We start from the raw sequence: 15568 nt of genomic DNA on the forward strand, positions 1-15568 counted from the left end.
CCGGACTGTTCCCGATGCTCGCCAATCCTGATCTCGCCAAGCTGATCTTCGGTCGCCTGACCTGGGATTCGCTGCCGTTCCATGAACCGATCCTCATCGCCACCTTCGCGGTGGTGGCGATCGGCGGCGTCGCCGTGGCCGGCGCCGTCACCTACTTCCGGCTATGGGGCTACCTGTGGCGCGAATGGTTCACCACCGTGGACCACAAGCGCATCGGCATCATGTACATGATCCTCGGGATCGTCATGCTGCTGCGCGGCTTCGCCGACGCCCTCATGATGCGGCTGCAGCAGGCCATCGCCTTCAACGGCTCGGAAGGCTATCTCCCGGCCCATCACTACGACCAGATCTTCACCGCCCATGGCGTGATCATGATCTTCTTCGTGGCGATGCCGCTGGTGACGGGCCTGATGAACTACGTGGTGCCGCTGCAGATCGGCGCCCGCGACGTCTCCTTCCCGTTCCTCAACAACTTCTCCTTCTGGATGACGACGTCAGGCGCGGTGCTGGTGATGATGTCGCTGTTCGTCGGCGAGTTCGCCCGCACCGGCTGGCTCGCCTACCCGCCGCTTTCCAACCTCGGCTACAGTCCCGATGTCGGCGTCGACTACTACATCTGGGCGCTGCAGATCGCCGGCGTCGGCACGACGCTGTCGGGCATCAACCTCATCGCCACCATCGTCAAGCTGCGGGCGCCGGGCATGACCATGATGCAGATGCCGGTGTTCACCTGGACCTCGCTGTGCACCAACGTGCTGATCGTCGCCTCCTTCCCGGTGCTGACGGCGGTGCTGGCGCTGCTGTCGCTCGACCGCGTCATCGGTACCAACTTCTTTACCAATGACTTCGGCGGCAATCCGATGATGTATGTCAATCTCATCTGGATCTGGGGCCATCCCGAAGTCTACATCCTGGTGCTGCCGGCGTTCGGCATCTTCTCGGAAGTGACCTCGACGTTCTCCGGCAAGCGGCTGTTCGGCTACACCTCGATGGTCTACGCCACAGTGGTCATCACCATCCTGTCGTACCTCGTGTGGCTACACCACTTCTTCACCATGGGATCGGGCGCGAGCGTCAACTCGTTCTTCGGCATCACCACGATGATCATCTCGATCCCGACGGGCGCCAAGATCTTCAACTGGCTGTTCACGATGTACCGCGGCCGCATACGCTTCGAGCTGCCGATGATGTGGACGGTGGCGTTCATGCTGACCTTCGTGATCGGCGGCATGACCGGCGTGATGCTGGCGGTGCCCCCGGCCGACTTCGTGCTGCACAACAGCCTGTTCCTGATCGCCCACTTCCACAACGTCATCATCGGCGGCGTGGTGTTCGGCATGTTCGCCGGCATCAGCTACTGGTTCCCCAAGGCGTTCGGCTTCAAGCTGGCGCCGTTCTGGGGCAAGGTGTCGTTCTGGTGCTGGGTGGTCGGCTTCTGGGTCGCCTTCACCCCGCTCTACGTGCTCGGCCTGATGGGGGTAACCCGGCGGCTGCGGGTGTTCGACGATCCGTCGTACCAGATCTGGTTCGTGATCGCCGCGGTCGGCGCCGTCCTGATCCTGATCGGCATCGCCGCCTTCCTGCTGCAGATCGCCGTCAGCATCCGCGACCGCAAGGCGCTGCGCGACGTCACCGGCGATCCCTGGAACGGGCGGACGCTGGAATGGGCGACGTCGTCGCCGCCGCCGGCCTACAACTTCGCGTTCACGCCGGTGGTGCACGACCTCGACGCCTGGTGGGACATGAAGGCGCGCGGCTATATCCGGCCGCTGGAGGGCTTCCGCGCCATCCACATGCCGTCCAACACCGGCGCCGGCATCATCCTCGCCGGCATCTCCACCGCGATCGGCTTTGCGCTGATCTGGCACATCTGGTGGCTCGCGGCGGTCGGCTTCGCCGCACTGCTCGTCACCGCGATCGGCCATACCTTCAACTATCACCGCGATTTCCACATCAAGGCCGATGACGTGATCCGCACCGAGAACGAACGCACCCGCCTGCTCGCGGAGACCGCACGATGACAACCCACGTTTCCCCCGCCGCCACCACGCCGGACGGCAAGCCGGTGTTCTACCTCGTCGACGAACCGCATCACGCGGAAGGCGGCAGCACGCTGCTCGGCTTCTGGATCTACCTGATGAGCGACTGCCTCATCTTCGCGATGCTGTTTGCGACCTATGGCGTGCTCGGCGGCAGCTATGCCGCCGGCCCCGCACCGAAGGACCTGTTCGAGCTGCCGCTGGTGGCGCTCAACACCTCGATGCTGCTGCTGTCATCGATCACCTACGGCTTCGCCATGCTGGCGATGATGCAGAACCGCACCGGCCAGGTGCAGGCCTGGCTCGCCATCACCGGGCTGTTCGGCGCGGCGTTCATCGGCATCGAGCTCTACGAGTTCTCGCACCTGATCCATGAAGGTGCGACACCGCAGCGCAGCGCCTTCCTGTCGTCGTTCTTCACCCTGGTCGGCACCCATGGCCTGCACGTCACGTTCGGCCTGATCTGGCTGGTGACGCTGATGGTGCAGGTGGCGCAGCGCGGCCTGATCGCCGCCAACCGCCGCCGCCTGATGTGCCTCAGCATGTTCTGGCACTTCCTCGACGTCGTCTGGATCGGCGTTTTCACCCTGGTCTACCTGATGGGAGTTCTGCGATGACCACCGACGCACACGCCAGCCATGGTGGCACCCATGATGCCGCACACCATGGCGACGACGGCCACGATCACGGCTCGCTGCGCTCCTACCTGACCGGCTTCGGCCTCTCGGTGGTGCTGACCGCGATTCCGTTCTGGCTGGTGATGACCAACGCGCTCGGCAACACCAACCTCACCGTGCTCGCGGTGATGGCGTTCGCGGTGGTGCAGATCGTCGTCCACATGGTCTACTTCCTGCACATGAACGCCCGCTCCGAGGGCGGCTGGACCATGATGGCGCTGATCTTCACCCTGATCATCGTGATCATCGCGCTGAGCGGCTCGCTGTGGGTGATGTACCACCTCAACACCAACATGATGCCGATCCACGACATGCGGCAGATGCCGTGAGCATATTTGCTCCCGCCAACGACAACGTCCACGCGCCGGCCCCGGCCGGCGCGCAGGCGTCGTCGCGGGCGCGGGGCAGCCGCAATCCCCTGATGCTCGCCGTGCTGGGCACGCTCGCCGGCGTCGGCATCGCCGGCCTCACCGCGCTCGGCGTGTGGCAGGTCGAACGCCGCGCCTGGAAGCTCGACCTGATCGACACGGTCGAACAGCGCATCCATGCCGCCCCGGTGACGGCCCCCGGCCCCGCCGCGTGGCCGGCAATCACACCGGCGAGTGCCGCCTATCGCCGCGTGACGGTGCGCGGCCACTATCTCAACGACCGTGAGACACGGGTGCAGGCGGTGACCGACCTCGGCCCCGGCTTCTGGGTGGTGACGCCGCTCATCACCGACGCCGGCTTCACCGTGCTGGTCAACCGCGGCTTCGTGCCGACCGAGCGGCGCGATCCGGCGACACGCCAGAACGGCGACATCGCCGGCCAAACCGCCGTCACCGGGCTGTTACGCCTGACCGAGCCGAAAGGCGCGTTCCTGCGCGCCAACGACGCAGCCACTGACCGCTGGTACTCCCGCGACGTCGCGGCCATCGCCGCCGCGCGCGGGCTCGGCACGGTGTCGCCCTATTTCATCGATGCCGACGCGGCGGACCTCCCCGGCGGCGCCCCCCGCGGCGGGCTGACGGTCGTGGCCTTCCCCAACAACCATCTCGTCTATGCCCTGACCTGGTTCGCGCTCGCCGCGATGCTGGCGGGCTTGAGCGCCTTTGTGACGCGCGACGAGTGGCGTAGAATGGCCGAACGGCGCCCGAATCCACGGCGCGGGGTCCGGACCTGATGCAGCGGCGTCCCGGCGACCGCCGCGGCGAACGCGTGCCACCCAACTTGCGGTCGATTCCTGTGATGCTGATCTTGTGATGCTGATCTTGCGATGCTGACAAAAACCCCGGACATCGGCGCCGACCCGGCCGCGCCCGCCGCGGCGCGGCCACCGCGCCGCGCGCTGCTGCTGCCCGACGACACCACCAACCGCAAGAACATCCTGCTGCTGATCCAGCTGCGCTGGATCGCGGTGGTCGGCCAGATCGCGACCATCGCCGTGGTGCAGTTCGGCCTCGGCATCAAGCTGCCGCTGGTGCCGATGGGCACGGTGCTCGCCGCCCTCGTTGCCCTCAACCTCGCGAGCCTCGCCTGGCTGCGCAACCGCACCCATGTCAGCAACCGCGTGCTGCTGATGATGCTGCTGCTCGATGTCGCCGCCCTCACCGCCCAGCTCTATCTCAGCGGCGGCGCCACCAATCCGTTCATCTCGCTCTACCTGCTGCAGGTGACGCTGAGCGCCGTGCTGCTCGACACCCGCTCGACCTGGGCGATCGTCGCCGTCACCTGCTGGAGCTTCGTCGGACTGACGCTGCAGCACCGCCCGCTGGAGCTGCCGCCGGGCTCGATCGGCGACCTGTTCACGCTGCACATCGCCGGCATGGTGGTGTGCTTCGCGCTCGACGCCGCGCTCCTCGTCGTGTTCATGACCCGCATCGCCCGCAACCTGCGCGAGCGCGACGAACGCCTCGCCGCGCTGCGTCAGCATGCGGCGGAGGAGGACCACATCGTGCGCATGGGCCTGCTCGCCTCCGGCGCGGCCCACGAGCTCGGCACGCCGCTGGCGTCGCTGTCGGTGATCCTCAGCGACTGGCGGCGCATGCCGGCGCTCGCCGCCGACCCGGACCGGCTGCAGGAGATCGACGAGATGCAGGCCGAGCTCAAGCGCTGCAAGACCATCGTCACCGGCATCCTGCTCGCCGCCGGCGAGGCGCGCGGCGATGCGCCGCGCGTCACCACGGTCAACACCCTGCTCGCCGAGTTGATGGCGGAATGGCGAGCCGCCCGCGCCGCCCCCACCCTCGCCTACGAGAACGCGTTCGGCGCCGACGTCCAGATCGTCACCGACACCGCACTCAAGCAGGTGGTGTTCAACGTGCTCGACAACGCGCTGGAGGCATCGCCGCACTGGCTGAACTTCTCGGCCTCGCGTGACGGCGACATGCTGGTGCTCAAGGTGCGCGACATGGGGCCGGGCTTTGCGCCCGACATGCTGGCGCAGCTCGGCAAGCCCTACCAGTCGAGCAAGGGCCGCCAGGGCGGCGGCCTCGGGCTGTTCCTGGTGGTCAATGTGGTGCGCAAGCTCGGCGGCACGGTGTCGGCAGCGAACCGACCGCAGGGCGGCGCCGTGGTCACCCTCACCCTGCCGCTGGCGGCGCTGGCGATCGGAGCACGCCCCCATGACAAGTGATCTCGCGACGGAGGCCGACGACGCCGCCGAGCGGCTGCTGGTGATCGTCGAAGACGATGCCGGCTTCGCCCGCACGCTGAAGCGCTCGTTCGAGCGCCGCGGCTACCGCGTGCTGCATGCGGAAGGGTTCGAGGCGCTGACGGACATTCTCAAGGACGAGCAGCCCGGCTACGCGGTGGTCGACCTCAAGCTCGCCGGCGCCTCGGGCCTCGCCTGCGTCGAGGCGCTGCACAGCCACGATCCGGACACCCTGATCGTGGTGCTGACCGGCTATGCCAGCATCGCCACCGCGGTGGAGGCGATCAAGCTCGGCGCCTGCCACTACCTCGCCAAGCCCTCCAACACCGACGACATCGAGGAAGCCTTCACCAAGGCCGAAGGCAATGCCAAGGTCGCGCTCACCGAGCGGCCGACCTCGATCAAGACGCTGGAGTGGGAGCACATCCACCAGACCCTGGTCGAGACCGACTTCAACATCTCCGAGACCGCGCGCCGCCTCGGCATGCACCGCCGCACCCTGGCGCGCAAGCTCGAGAAGCGGCAGGTCAAATAGCCGGGGTTCAGCGGCCCCGCCGGCGCACGGCCGCAGCGGGCATGCGGCCCGAAAGCAACAGGTTCCCAAAATGCGAGCCGCGGCCGGTCCGGTCGCTGGACAGCGGCCGGGTTGCGCGCCCTAAGTACGTCCGTTTGGTGATTTCCGTTGCCGTCGTCGCCTCTCCGGCAGGCATTCCGCCGCCCGAAGCCACGGCCTTGTCATAGTGAGCATGAGCGGACCTGCAACCCCGAGGCGATTCCTGCACCAGCGCACCGCGCTGGCGTGGCTGCTCGTCTTCGGCTTGCTGATCAAATCCGTCCTGACCGCGATGGCCGGGCATCCGGCCGGACTGGACACGTCCTTCGCCATCGTGTGCCAGCACGACGAGGGACAGAGCGGCAGGACCGACGCTCCGGCGGCACCAGGAGAGCTGGATCTCAACGACTGCTGCTCGACCTGCGCGCTGCTGGAGGCCGGGCATGCCGCGTTGCCCCCGCCGCTCGCTCCCGAGCTCCGGCTGCGCGTCGCGACATCGACGCGCATCGACATCATCGCCGACGTGCTGCCGGCCGCGCTCCGCCAGGCCGCCCCTTACAGCTCCCGCGCACCGCCAAGGATCTGACGCCGTCCTGCGTCGCCGGCTCGCCAGAGCCGTTCCTTGTCCCGGGTCGACCTTGCGCGGTTGATCCGTTTTGCGGAGCCACAGCCATGCGCAAACCTTCGACCCACGCGACGATGAGCGTCGCATCCTCGACATCGTTCCCGTCCTCCTCCCGCCCGCTGACAATCAGGCTGCTTGCCATCGTGTTGCTGGCGCTGGCGCCACTGATCGTGTTCGTGCCGTCGGCGGCCAACGCCTGCGCCTGCGGCTGCAGCGTGTTCGACGTCGGCGGCGGGCTGCTGCCCCAGGAAGACGACCATGGCGGCCGCGTCTTCACCGAGTGGTGGCACGCCAGCCAGAACCGGAACTGGATCGGCAGCTCCCGCGGCCCAGCCGACGCCAACAACGACAAGCGCGTGGTGACCGACTGGGTCACCGCGGGCCTGCAGTACATGTTCAACCGCGAGTGGGGCATCTCGATCCGCGTCCCCTATGTCAGCCGCGCCTTCACCACCGACACCGGAGCGCCCCCCGACGGCGCCGGCATCCAGACGTTCAACTCACGCAGCATCGGCGACATCGAGATCATGGGCATGTACACCGGCTTCTCGTCGGACATGTCCACCGGCATCATCTTCGGCCTGAAGCTGCCGACCGGCACGTTCACCGCGCAGGGGCTGGACCGCGATACCCAGATCGGATCGGGCAGCACCGACCTGATCCTCGGCGCCTTCCATCGCGGCATGATCAGCGGCGACAATGCCTGGCAGTACTTCACCCAGGTGCGCTGGCTGCAGCCGTTCCTGTACCAATCGGCCTACAATGCCGACGCCAACGCCGTCCTGCTCTACAAGCCGGGATACCAGATCGACGGCGCGGCAGGCGTGGTCTACAATAACCTCTACAACGTCGCCGGTTTCGACAAGATCGCCCCGCTGCTGCAGATCATCGTGTCGCATCGCCAGCGCGACAGCGGCCCGGCAGCCGATCCGCTCAACAGCGGCTTCGATCGCATCATGATCTCGCCGGGCATCGAGTTCACCAAGGTGGTGGACGAGGTCAACAAGCGGGTGCTCAAGTTCTACGTCGACGTCGAGATTCCGATCTTCTACCGCGCCAATGCGGCGATCAACGACAACGGCAGCATGGGCCAGCTGATCGCGCCGTACCTGATCAAGACCGTCGCGAGCTATAATTTCTGACGCATCGATCGGCCGGCCCGCGCCAGCACCGCGCGGCCGGCGATGCCATCACCACCGCGGCGGAACGGCGACTGCGCCCGCTGCCAGGCGACATCAGCCGCACCAAGGTTCGGTGCGAGCAAGGAGGCCGTTCGTGAGGCCGCATTCATTCCGACACCGAGCCGGCGGCCTTGCCGGCTGCCTTGCTGCCTGCCTTGCCGGCTGGCTGGCGCTGCTGGCCGGACCGGGCGCGGCGCAGGCCGCGCCGGAGATCGGCGCGGCTGCGCCGGCGCTGACCATGACCGCGCTGGACGGACACGTCTTCGCGCTCGCCGCGCTGCGCGGCAAGGTGGTGCTGGTGACCTACTGGGCGACCTGGTGCGCGCCGTGCAAGAAGGAGATGCCCGTTCTCGACGCCTTCTATCGCCGCCACCGGTCCGAGGGCCTCGAGCTGATCGGCATCAGCGCCGATCGTCCGCAGGACTATGCGAAGATGCGCGACATGAGCCGCGCACTCAGCTACCCGACGGCGACCATGGACCGGATTTCCGACAATGGCTTCGGGCCGCCGGAGGGCTTTCCACTGACCTATGTGATCGACCGCAATGGCGTCGTCCGCGACAGGTTCATCGAAGTGCGTGAGCAGCTGCTGCGCGACGTCGTGCAGCCGCTGCTCGCGGCGCCGCCCGGGCCGCGCCCATGAGGAGGGATATGGCCCGCACCAAGCCGCGGAGACGGATGCAGCCGGCGCGCGCCGGCGCCATGCTGCTGGCGCTCGCGCTCGGCGGCCTGCCGGCGGCGCCGTCGCGGGCGCAGAGCGATGCGGACGGGCGCTTCGTCGCCGATCCGGTCAGCGGCTGCAAGCTCTGGAATCCGCATCCGCGCCCGGACGAGACCGCAAGCTGGTCGGGCGCCTGTGTCAACGGCTTCGCCGAGGGCGCCGGCTCGCTGCAATGGCTGCACGGCGGCAGGGCCTATGAGCGCGACGATGGCGTGTGGAAGGACGGACGCCAGGTCGGGCGCGGCACGCAGGACTGGGGGACGGGCCGTTACGACGGCGAGCTCGCCAATGGCGAGCCGGAAGGCCATGGCGTGCTGTCACTGCAGACCGCGCGCTACGACGGCCAGTTTCACAACGGCAAGCCGAACGGCAGCGGCACCGCCACCCGCCTCGACGGCCTGTTCAAGGGCACCTGGAAAGACGGCTGCCTGGTCGGCGATCCACGGCGGATCGCGTTCGGCGTGCCGTCCGCCACCTGCCAGTAGAGCATTGTCGCAAACGGAGATCGATCATGACGCGCATCATCGCCCCCCTCGCCCTGCTTCTTGCTTTGGGTCTTGCCTTGGGTCTTGCCTTGAGCCTCGCCCCGACGGCATCGGCCGCGCAGCCGGACACGGCCGCAAAAGCGTGCCGGATGGAAAAGCAGTGCCGCTGGGAAAACTTCAAGAAGATCTGCATCTACGTCAAAGTCTGCCGCTGATCCCCGCGACCGCTGGGCGGGCCAACAAACCGCCGGTCTCCGCCATGCGCGGCGACCGCAGATGCGACTGCGCGGCGTCCCGAGTCGCCCCCGTCACATTCCCGTGCACTGGGAACGATTGCAGGTGTTTTGGACTGCCCGCAGCCTGATTGTGGCCAAATCAGGGCGACGCCAAGCCCCTTCCATGGCCAAGTCTTTGAAAGTCCATCGAAACCTATTTCACACAGTCAAGAATTTAATCGCAGTTTAACCTTGCTCCGCCTTAATGACGCTCCGCGGGTCTGCCAAAGGAGTGTAGTCTTGATGAGCAGGCGCGCACTTGGGGTCGCGCCGTGCCCATCCACGGAACGATCGTCTGGGGTCAAGGACGCGCGTTCCCGGAAGTCTCGGGGTCGTTATCGTCTTGGGTTTTGACTTGGGTTTGGAACTTGGGTGAATGACATACGGGGCCGATGTTGACGGCGCCGCGGAGGGTAGCCGCGGTTTCGTCCGAAAAGCTTGTCCTGCGATCGCATTCGGCGTTGCCGCGCTGGCGCTCGGCGCGGTCGCCGGTGTGTGCTACGCGCCATCCGACGATGTGACCGTCGCGACCGGCGAAGGCGTCACGCTGGTCAGCACCCGCTGGGCGACCGACGAGGAGATGGCCGCGAACAACGCCTCTGGCAGCTCGATCGCGCCGAAGACCCGCACCGCCAGCCATCCCTATGTCGCGCTGTACTTCGATCCGGCCACCGCGCCCGGTGCGCGGCCCGCCAGCTTCTCGCAGAATGCGCCTGCGCCGCAGTTCCCGCTGAGCACGCCGCTGCAGGACCGCCTCGCCACCGCATCGATCAAGCCCGCCACTTACAAGCCCGCCAGTTACAAGCTCGCCAGCCTGCAGAAGCCCGACGGCGACGACAACGCCGAGAGCCTGCTGCCGCTGCCGGAGTCGTCGCAGATGGCGCTCAACGTCCCGATGCCGCGGCCGCGGCCGTCGGTGGCGCTGCCGACCCAGGCGACCGGCCCGTCGCGCGACGAGATCATGGAGCAGGCCCGCGCCGCCAAGCTGGCGTCGATGACGCCGGACAAGCGCACCCTGCTGGAGAAGATTTTCGGCCTGCCGCAGCAGTCCGGCCCGTCGCTCGCCTATGCCGCGCCCGACGGCGGCGTGCTCAGCGACGGCCAGAGCACCACCCCGGGCCGCACGCCCCTCGCCGACCGCCAGACCGCGGTCTACGACATCTCCGCCAAGGTCGTGTACATGCCCGATGGCAGCCGGCTCGAGGCGCATTCCGGTCTCGGCAACCGGCTCGACGACGTGCGGTTCGTGCATGAGCGCATGCGCGGCGCCACCCCGCCGGCACTGTATGACCTCAAGCTGCGTGAAAGCCTGTTCCATGGCGTGCAGGCGATCCGCCTGACCCCGATCAACAGCGATGTCCATGGCCGCACCGGGCTGCTCGCCCACACCTACATGCTCGGCCCGAACGGCGATTCCAACGGCTGCGTCTCGTTCCGCAACTACGACGCCTTCCTGCGCGCCTTCAACCGCGGCGACATCAAGCGCCTCCTCGTGGTCGCCAACATCACCTGATCGTCGTTCGACATCCTCCGTCGATGCATCATAACCCGGCTCTGCCGGGTTATGTCGTTTTGGGAGACTGTCGCGGACGAGCGGTGCGGAGCATGGCTCTCACGGGGCGACGGGCCGGGCGGCAAACGCAGTGGCCATTCATCCTTCGAGGCGCGCGATGCTCGCACCTCAGAGTCTGAACGACGGACTGTCGTCGGACCTGACACGACAGGATCAGCCGATCCGCAGCCCCGCCAGCAGCCGCTCCAGCGCTTCCGCATACATGCGCCCGGTCTCGGCGGGCTGATCGCTGCCCGCACACGCCACCGCCGCTTCCGTCACCGCGCCGAGCAGCAGCCGCGCCAGCGGTGCGACCGGCTGCGGCGCGATCAGGCGGTGCGCGATCGCCAGTTCGATCGCGCGCGGCATCATCGCGCCGAAATGCCTGCCGTCGATCTCGCGCCAGCGCTGCCAGCCGAGCACGACCGGGCCGTCGCGCAGCACGATGCGGCCCGTCGCGCCCTCCGAGCAGATGCGGAAATAGGCCCGCGTGCCAGTGGCGATGCCGCTGAGCACATCGGGCGCCTTGCGCGCGGCCGCGGCGACCTTGTGCACGACCTCGAGCGACACCGCCTCGAGCACCGCCTCGAACAGCACTTCCTTGGTGGCGTAGTGATGATAGACCGCGCCCTTGGCGACGCCGGCCGCCGCGGCGAGATCGTCCACGGTGGTGGCGGCAAAGCCGTCGCGGCCGAACAGCCTGGTCGCGGCGCCGACAATCGCGCCCCGTGTCGCCTCCCGCCGCTCCGCCTGCTTCGCCATGACAGCTCTATAGCATCGCGCCGCGCGCTGCGCGCAAGCGTCTTGACTTTCCGACTTTCGGTCGGTTATTTACCGACCTAAAGTCGGTTTTATCAAGCCCAGCGACAAGGAGAGCGGATCATGCCGAGCGAGCAGACGCTGCGGGACTTCGTCACCACGGTGGAGAGCGGCGACTATGTCGGCGCGATCGAGCGCTTCTACCATCCGGAAGCGTCGATGCAGGAGAACGAGGACGCACCGCGCGTCGGCCGCGACCTGCTGGTCGCCGGCGAGAAGCGCATCATGGCGACGTTTCCCTCGATCACGGCGCGCCGCCTCGCCGAGCCGATGGTCAATGGCAACGAGGTCGCCCTGCGCTGGCGCTTCGAGTTCACGCGGCCGGACGGCGGCGTCATGGTGATGGACGAGATCGCGTTCCAGACCTGGCAGGGCGAGCGCATCATCACCGAGAAGTTCTACTACGACCCCAAGCAGATGGGCCGCTGACGCAGGGTCTGGGCAGTGGTCGCACGCCGGCGACCGCAGGCATCATTGCGGTTCCCCCCGCCTGAGATCGCCGGCGGCCACTGACCAGCCCGTCGCACCGGCCACCGGCGCATCGGTCCTGGCGAACAGGGCCGATGCGCCGGACACTCCCTTCACATATTGCGTGGCGAACGCGCCGTGCCCGCGACCGGCGCAAGCCAGGCCACCGCATGGTCGGTGTAGATCTCGGCCTTCGGCTGCAAGCCCTCCATGTTGTCGAGCGTGCCGGCCTTGACCACGACCTTGCCGGGCGCCCGCGCGATCTTCGCCAGGATCGGCGACCCGCAGTTGCCGCAGAAATGCCGATAGACCGGCTGCCCGCTGTCGCCGTCATCGACATAGATCCTGGTCTCGCCCGACTGCTCATAGTCGGTATCCTCAATCACGAGGTTGAACGACAGCACGCTGCCGCTCTGCTTCTGGCAGTGCGTGCAATGGCAGATCGCAATGCCGCGCGGCTCACCCTTCAACACGTAACGCACCGCCCCGCACAGGCAGCCGCCTTTCCGTTCCTGCATGACGCCCTCTCCCCGATGATGATCTGGATGGCCCCGCCGCCACGACAGGCAGGCTGCGACAACCATTCTTGACATTAACGTCAAACTTGACGATGCTGTCAAGAATAAACCGGAGCAGGCCAATGGTGGGCGCACGCCAGTTCGACGAGCAGGAAGTGATCGCGACCGCGCTCGACGTGTTCTGGCGCAAGGGCCTGCACGACGCGACGATGCAGGACCTCGCCACCGCGACGGGCGTGCAGCGCGGCAGCCTCTACAATGCCTACGGCGACAAGGAAGCGATTTTCCTGCACGCCTTCGACCGCTACACCGAGCAATTCCTCGACGCGGCCGGCAACGCGCTGGCGCGCGGCGACACCGCGACGCGGCTGCGCAGCCTGCTCGACATGGTCATCACCAACATGACCAGCGGCTCGCCGCCGCGCGGCTGCCTGACGACGCGCACGGCGCTCGATGCCGCCATCTCCGGCGCCGCGGTGCGCCAGCGCGTGCAGCATCTGCTCGAGCATCTGGAGCGGATCGTCGGCGAAGCTATCGTTGCGGCGCCAGACGGGCGCGCCGCGGCCGACGCCCGCCGCCTCGCCCGCGTCATCGCCACCTTCACGCGCGGCCTCGCCGTGATGGAGCGCGCCGGATACAGCCGCAAGCAGCTCAAGGATGTCGCCGCGACCTTCGTCGACGCCCTGACCGGCCAGGCGTGAAGCCGCCCGACACCCCGTCAGCCCGATCGGGCGACACCACCGGCATCCGGCACTCGTGCCGGGACAACAGCGAAAGGACCCATCATGCCCCTCACCCAGATCTCACTCCGCAGCGGCAAGCCGGCAGCCTACCGCCAGGCGATCTGTGACGGCCTCTACCGCGCCATGCGCGAAACGTTCAACGTCCCCGAGAACGACCAGTTCATGACCATCACGGAGTTTGACGCGGCGAACTTCCGCTTCAACGCGTCCTATCTCAATGTCGCCCGCAGCGACGATCTCGTGATCATCCAGATCACCGCCAACGACACCCGCACCATCGACCAGAAGAAGGCGCTGTTCCGGCGCATCGTGGAATTGCTCGGCGACAATCCCGGCATCCGCCCCGACGACGTGTTCATCAACATCGTCGAGGTCAAGAAGGAGAACTGGTCGTTCGGCTTCGGCCTCGCGCAGTATGCGTGAGGCAGCGGCGCGTTGATCACGCCCCGACCGGGGCGAGCCTCGCGCTGACCCAGGAGATGTAGAGCATTTTCGAGCGGCGCATGCCCCGGACCTGGATCCGGGGTGGGCACCGGTTCGCGTGAAGACGAGGCGTCGAAACCCAAACAACGCATTCGCGCTTCCATCTCGAGCGAGCGCGCGCGAGCGGCATTCACGCGGCGGTGAGACGCCCTGCACAACATCCGCACGGACTTGCGTGTAGGGTCGGCCAGTTTCAGCTTTGGGGAGAATGACCCATGACTGATCTGCACCAGCCCGACATCACGTCATCAGCGGCCCGGACGCAGGGCCCCCTGGTCGGCACCGCCAGCGGCGGATGGGACAACGGATACCTCGAGCTCGGCGGCATCGACTTCTGGGTCCAGCACGCCTGGGCGACCGCAACCTACGGCGCCACCTCGCACAAGTTTCCCTGCTTCGGCGGCCCGCAGGGCGCGGAGTGCTATCCCGGCACCAGCTACTGCGCCAACCCGGCGTCGCTGTTCCGCCTGAGCGACCTGAAACAGGCCGCATCGACCGCGATCGACATCGACATGGTCCTCGCCATCCTGATCTGCACCCGGATCAAGACCACCGATCCCTACAAGTGGCGGGCGAACTACGACTGCACGATCAATACCGGCTGCCATCCCTCGACCGAGCAGTGGGTGCAGGGCGATTCCTGCGGCATCCTCTATGGCCTCAACGGGGTCTGTCATCAGGCCGCCAACCGCATCCTCGCCGCGAGCAACGGCCAGGCCCCCCTCGATCTCGCCAACACCGTCGCGGTCGAACCCTTTCCCACCGGCATCCTCAGCTGGCTGACCTACGGCCCCCTCGGCTGGGACATCGACGAGTTCTGGGCACTGGTGCAGGTCCTCTATGCGGGCTCACCGGCGGCGAGCGTGCAGGAGGCGGAAGCCCGCCTGATCCAGCTTCATTTCGCCCGAAGCACGGACGTCGCCCTGCGACGGCCGATCATCGCGCGTTTCATCCTCAGCGACCCCGACGCCAACGCGGCCAATCCCGCGGCGATCGAGGACGTTGTCGGGGCTTATCTCCGCGACAAATCCAGCCTCGACGCCGACCTGGTGACCGGCACGGCGAAGCCGGAAGCGTTTGCGTTCGAGGTCAACCGCCGTGCGGGTGACCTCCTGAAGCAGCTCGGCGAGATCGCCGGCGAAGCGTGGTATCGCAAATTTGCCTTTCCGGGCGCGGTCCTGAACTTCGTCTGTCCGGCCTGGATGTCGCACGGCGATCACTACCGCAGCTTCGCCCGTCTGGCGCCGGCGCGTTCGTCGCGCTGACGGCTCCCCGGGATCTCCGGAGACGCGGCGCACGCCACGCGGCGCACGCCACGCGCCGCGTGTGGACGAAATGGAAGAGCGGATTGACGAAAGAACAAAACAAGAACAATATGCCGTCCAAACAATCCTTCGCCAGAGCCGTCATCATGTCCGCAGCCGCTTCTTCCGGCGCCACGCGCCGTTCCCTGCCCGCATCCGCCTCGGAGGACAGCGACCGGCTGGAGGCGGCGGCCGATCAGGCGATCGCGGCCTGCAACGGCGACATGCGCAGCGCCATCCGCGCCCTGATCCTCGCCAACGAATACCTGGAGTACGAGCTGTGCGAGATGTTCACCGCGGTTTCCAGGGGTTATGCGCGCGGCCGGGTCAAACCGACCGACGCCGACGGCAAGCCGATCGAGCGCCCGGCGGTCAGGAAGGCGGAAGACGACGCAGCCTGACGCCCGGCATGCGAGTGCCGGATCGCTTGAGCCCGGCACAGGTCGACATACGCGATCGCGTATAATTTCGTTTTATACGCGATCGCGAATAT

At 67.2% G+C, this 15568-nt stretch carries 19 protein-coding genes; 17 read left to right on the forward strand and 2 right to left on the reverse strand.

Annotation, left to right across the window (positions count from 1 at the left end):
- Positions 1-14: 14 nt before the first annotated feature.
- The 12 genes from cyoB to AB4Z37_RS19395 all read left to right on the forward strand — a co-directional run bounded on the left by cyoB (position 15) and on the right by AB4Z37_RS19395 (position 10701).
- Positions 15-2021: a cytochrome o ubiquinol oxidase subunit I gene (gene cyoB / locus AB4Z37_RS19340; protein ID WP_441518365.1), complete on the forward strand. Its 2007-nt coding sequence runs from the start codon at positions 15-17 to the stop codon at positions 2019-2021.
- Positions 2018-2656: a cytochrome o ubiquinol oxidase subunit III gene (gene cyoC / locus AB4Z37_RS19345; protein WP_441518366.1), complete on the forward strand. Its 639-nt coding sequence runs from the start codon at positions 2018-2020 to the stop codon at positions 2654-2656. Before cyoB ends, cyoC begins: the two co-directional genes overlap by 4 nt.
- On the forward strand, positions 2653-3045 hold the full coding sequence (gene cyoD / locus AB4Z37_RS19350; protein WP_441518367.1) for a cytochrome o ubiquinol oxidase subunit IV: 393 nt from the start codon (positions 2653-2655) through the stop codon (positions 3043-3045). The genes cyoC and cyoD overlap by 4 nt, the downstream gene beginning before the upstream one ends.
- A 92-nt stretch (positions 3046-3137) precedes the next feature.
- Complete coding sequence (locus tag AB4Z37_RS19355; RefSeq protein WP_441518478.1) at positions 3138-3878, forward strand: SURF1 family protein; 741 nt, start codon at positions 3138-3140, stop codon at positions 3876-3878.
- 93 nt (positions 3879-3971) lie between these two features.
- Positions 3972-5330, forward strand: coding sequence for an ATP-binding protein (locus AB4Z37_RS19360; RefSeq protein ID WP_441518368.1), 1359 nt, complete (start codon positions 3972-3974; stop codon positions 5328-5330).
- Positions 5320-5883 carry a response regulator transcription factor gene (locus AB4Z37_RS19365; protein WP_441518369.1) on the forward strand — a complete coding sequence of 188 codons (564 nt, stop codon included), beginning with the start codon at positions 5320-5322 and terminating at the stop codon, positions 5881-5883. The genes AB4Z37_RS19360 and AB4Z37_RS19365 overlap by 11 nt, the downstream gene beginning before the upstream one ends.
- Before the next feature lie 211 nt (positions 5884-6094).
- The gene (locus AB4Z37_RS19370; RefSeq protein WP_441518370.1) at positions 6095-6487 is read left to right on the forward strand and encodes a DUF2946 family protein; all 393 of its coding nucleotides are present in this window, start codon (positions 6095-6097) and stop codon (positions 6485-6487) included.
- 86 nt (positions 6488-6573) lie between these two features.
- On the forward strand, positions 6574-7668 hold the full coding sequence (locus tag AB4Z37_RS19375; RefSeq protein ID WP_441518371.1) for a hypothetical protein: 1095 nt from the start codon (positions 6574-6576) through the stop codon (positions 7666-7668).
- A gap of 133 nt (positions 7669-7801) precedes the next feature.
- The gene (locus AB4Z37_RS19380) at positions 7802-8350 is read left to right on the forward strand and encodes a TlpA family protein disulfide reductase (protein WP_441518372.1); all 549 of its coding nucleotides are present in this window, start codon (positions 7802-7804) and stop codon (positions 8348-8350) included.
- Between the two features lie 8 nt (positions 8351-8358).
- Positions 8359-8913, forward strand: a complete 555-nt coding sequence (locus AB4Z37_RS19385; protein ID WP_441518373.1) for a hypothetical protein — start codon at positions 8359-8361, stop codon at positions 8911-8913.
- Positions 8914-8939: 26 nt separating this feature from the next.
- The gene (locus tag AB4Z37_RS19390; RefSeq protein ID WP_441518374.1) at positions 8940-9128 is read left to right on the forward strand and encodes a hypothetical protein; all 189 of its coding nucleotides are present in this window, start codon (positions 8940-8942) and stop codon (positions 9126-9128) included.
- Positions 9129-9564: 436 nt separating this feature from the next.
- Entirely contained in the window at positions 9565-10701 is a 1137-nt protein-coding gene (locus tag AB4Z37_RS19395) for a DUF2778 domain-containing protein (RefSeq protein ID WP_441518375.1), read from the forward strand.
- A 213-nt stretch (positions 10702-10914) separates the two neighbouring features.
- Here AB4Z37_RS19395 and AB4Z37_RS19400 read toward each other — a convergent pair whose 3' ends face one another.
- Entirely contained in the window at positions 10915-11502 is a 588-nt protein-coding gene (locus AB4Z37_RS19400; protein WP_441518376.1) for a TetR/AcrR family transcriptional regulator, read from the reverse strand.
- Positions 11503-11622: 120 nt separating this feature from the next.
- Between AB4Z37_RS19400 and AB4Z37_RS19405 the strand changes: the two genes are divergently transcribed.
- Positions 11623-11988 (forward strand): nuclear transport factor 2 family protein, encoded by a 366-nt coding sequence (locus tag AB4Z37_RS19405; protein WP_441518377.1) that lies wholly within the window; start codon positions 11623-11625, stop codon positions 11986-11988.
- 152 nt (positions 11989-12140) lie between these two features.
- Here AB4Z37_RS19405 and AB4Z37_RS19410 read toward each other — a convergent pair whose 3' ends face one another.
- Positions 12141-12545, reverse strand: a complete 405-nt coding sequence (locus AB4Z37_RS19410) for a GFA family protein (RefSeq protein WP_441518378.1) — start codon at positions 12543-12545, stop codon at positions 12141-12143.
- Positions 12546-12667: 122 nt separating this feature from the next.
- Between AB4Z37_RS19410 and AB4Z37_RS19415 the strand changes: the two genes are divergently transcribed.
- From AB4Z37_RS19415 to AB4Z37_RS19430, 4 genes are all read left to right on the forward strand, one after another.
- Positions 12668-13246, forward strand: a complete 579-nt coding sequence (locus tag AB4Z37_RS19415; RefSeq protein ID WP_441518379.1) for a TetR/AcrR family transcriptional regulator — start codon at positions 12668-12670, stop codon at positions 13244-13246.
- An 84-nt stretch (positions 13247-13330) separates the two neighbouring features.
- Positions 13331-13711 carry a tautomerase family protein gene (locus AB4Z37_RS19420; RefSeq protein WP_441518380.1) on the forward strand — a complete coding sequence of 127 codons (381 nt, stop codon included), beginning with the start codon at positions 13331-13333 and terminating at the stop codon, positions 13709-13711.
- 275 nt (positions 13712-13986) lie between these two features.
- Positions 13987-15036, forward strand: coding sequence for a hypothetical protein (locus AB4Z37_RS19425; protein WP_441518381.1), 1050 nt, complete (start codon positions 13987-13989; stop codon positions 15034-15036).
- Positions 15037-15182: 146 nt separating this feature from the next.
- Complete coding sequence (locus AB4Z37_RS19430) at positions 15183-15476, forward strand: hypothetical protein (protein WP_441518382.1); 294 nt, start codon at positions 15183-15185, stop codon at positions 15474-15476.
- Positions 15477-15568: the final 92 nt, after the last annotated feature.

It is taken from the genome of Bradyrhizobium sp. 2TAF24 (assembly GCF_052115025.1).
Lineage (GTDB): Bacteria > Pseudomonadota > Alphaproteobacteria > Rhizobiales > Xanthobacteraceae > Bradyrhizobium_A.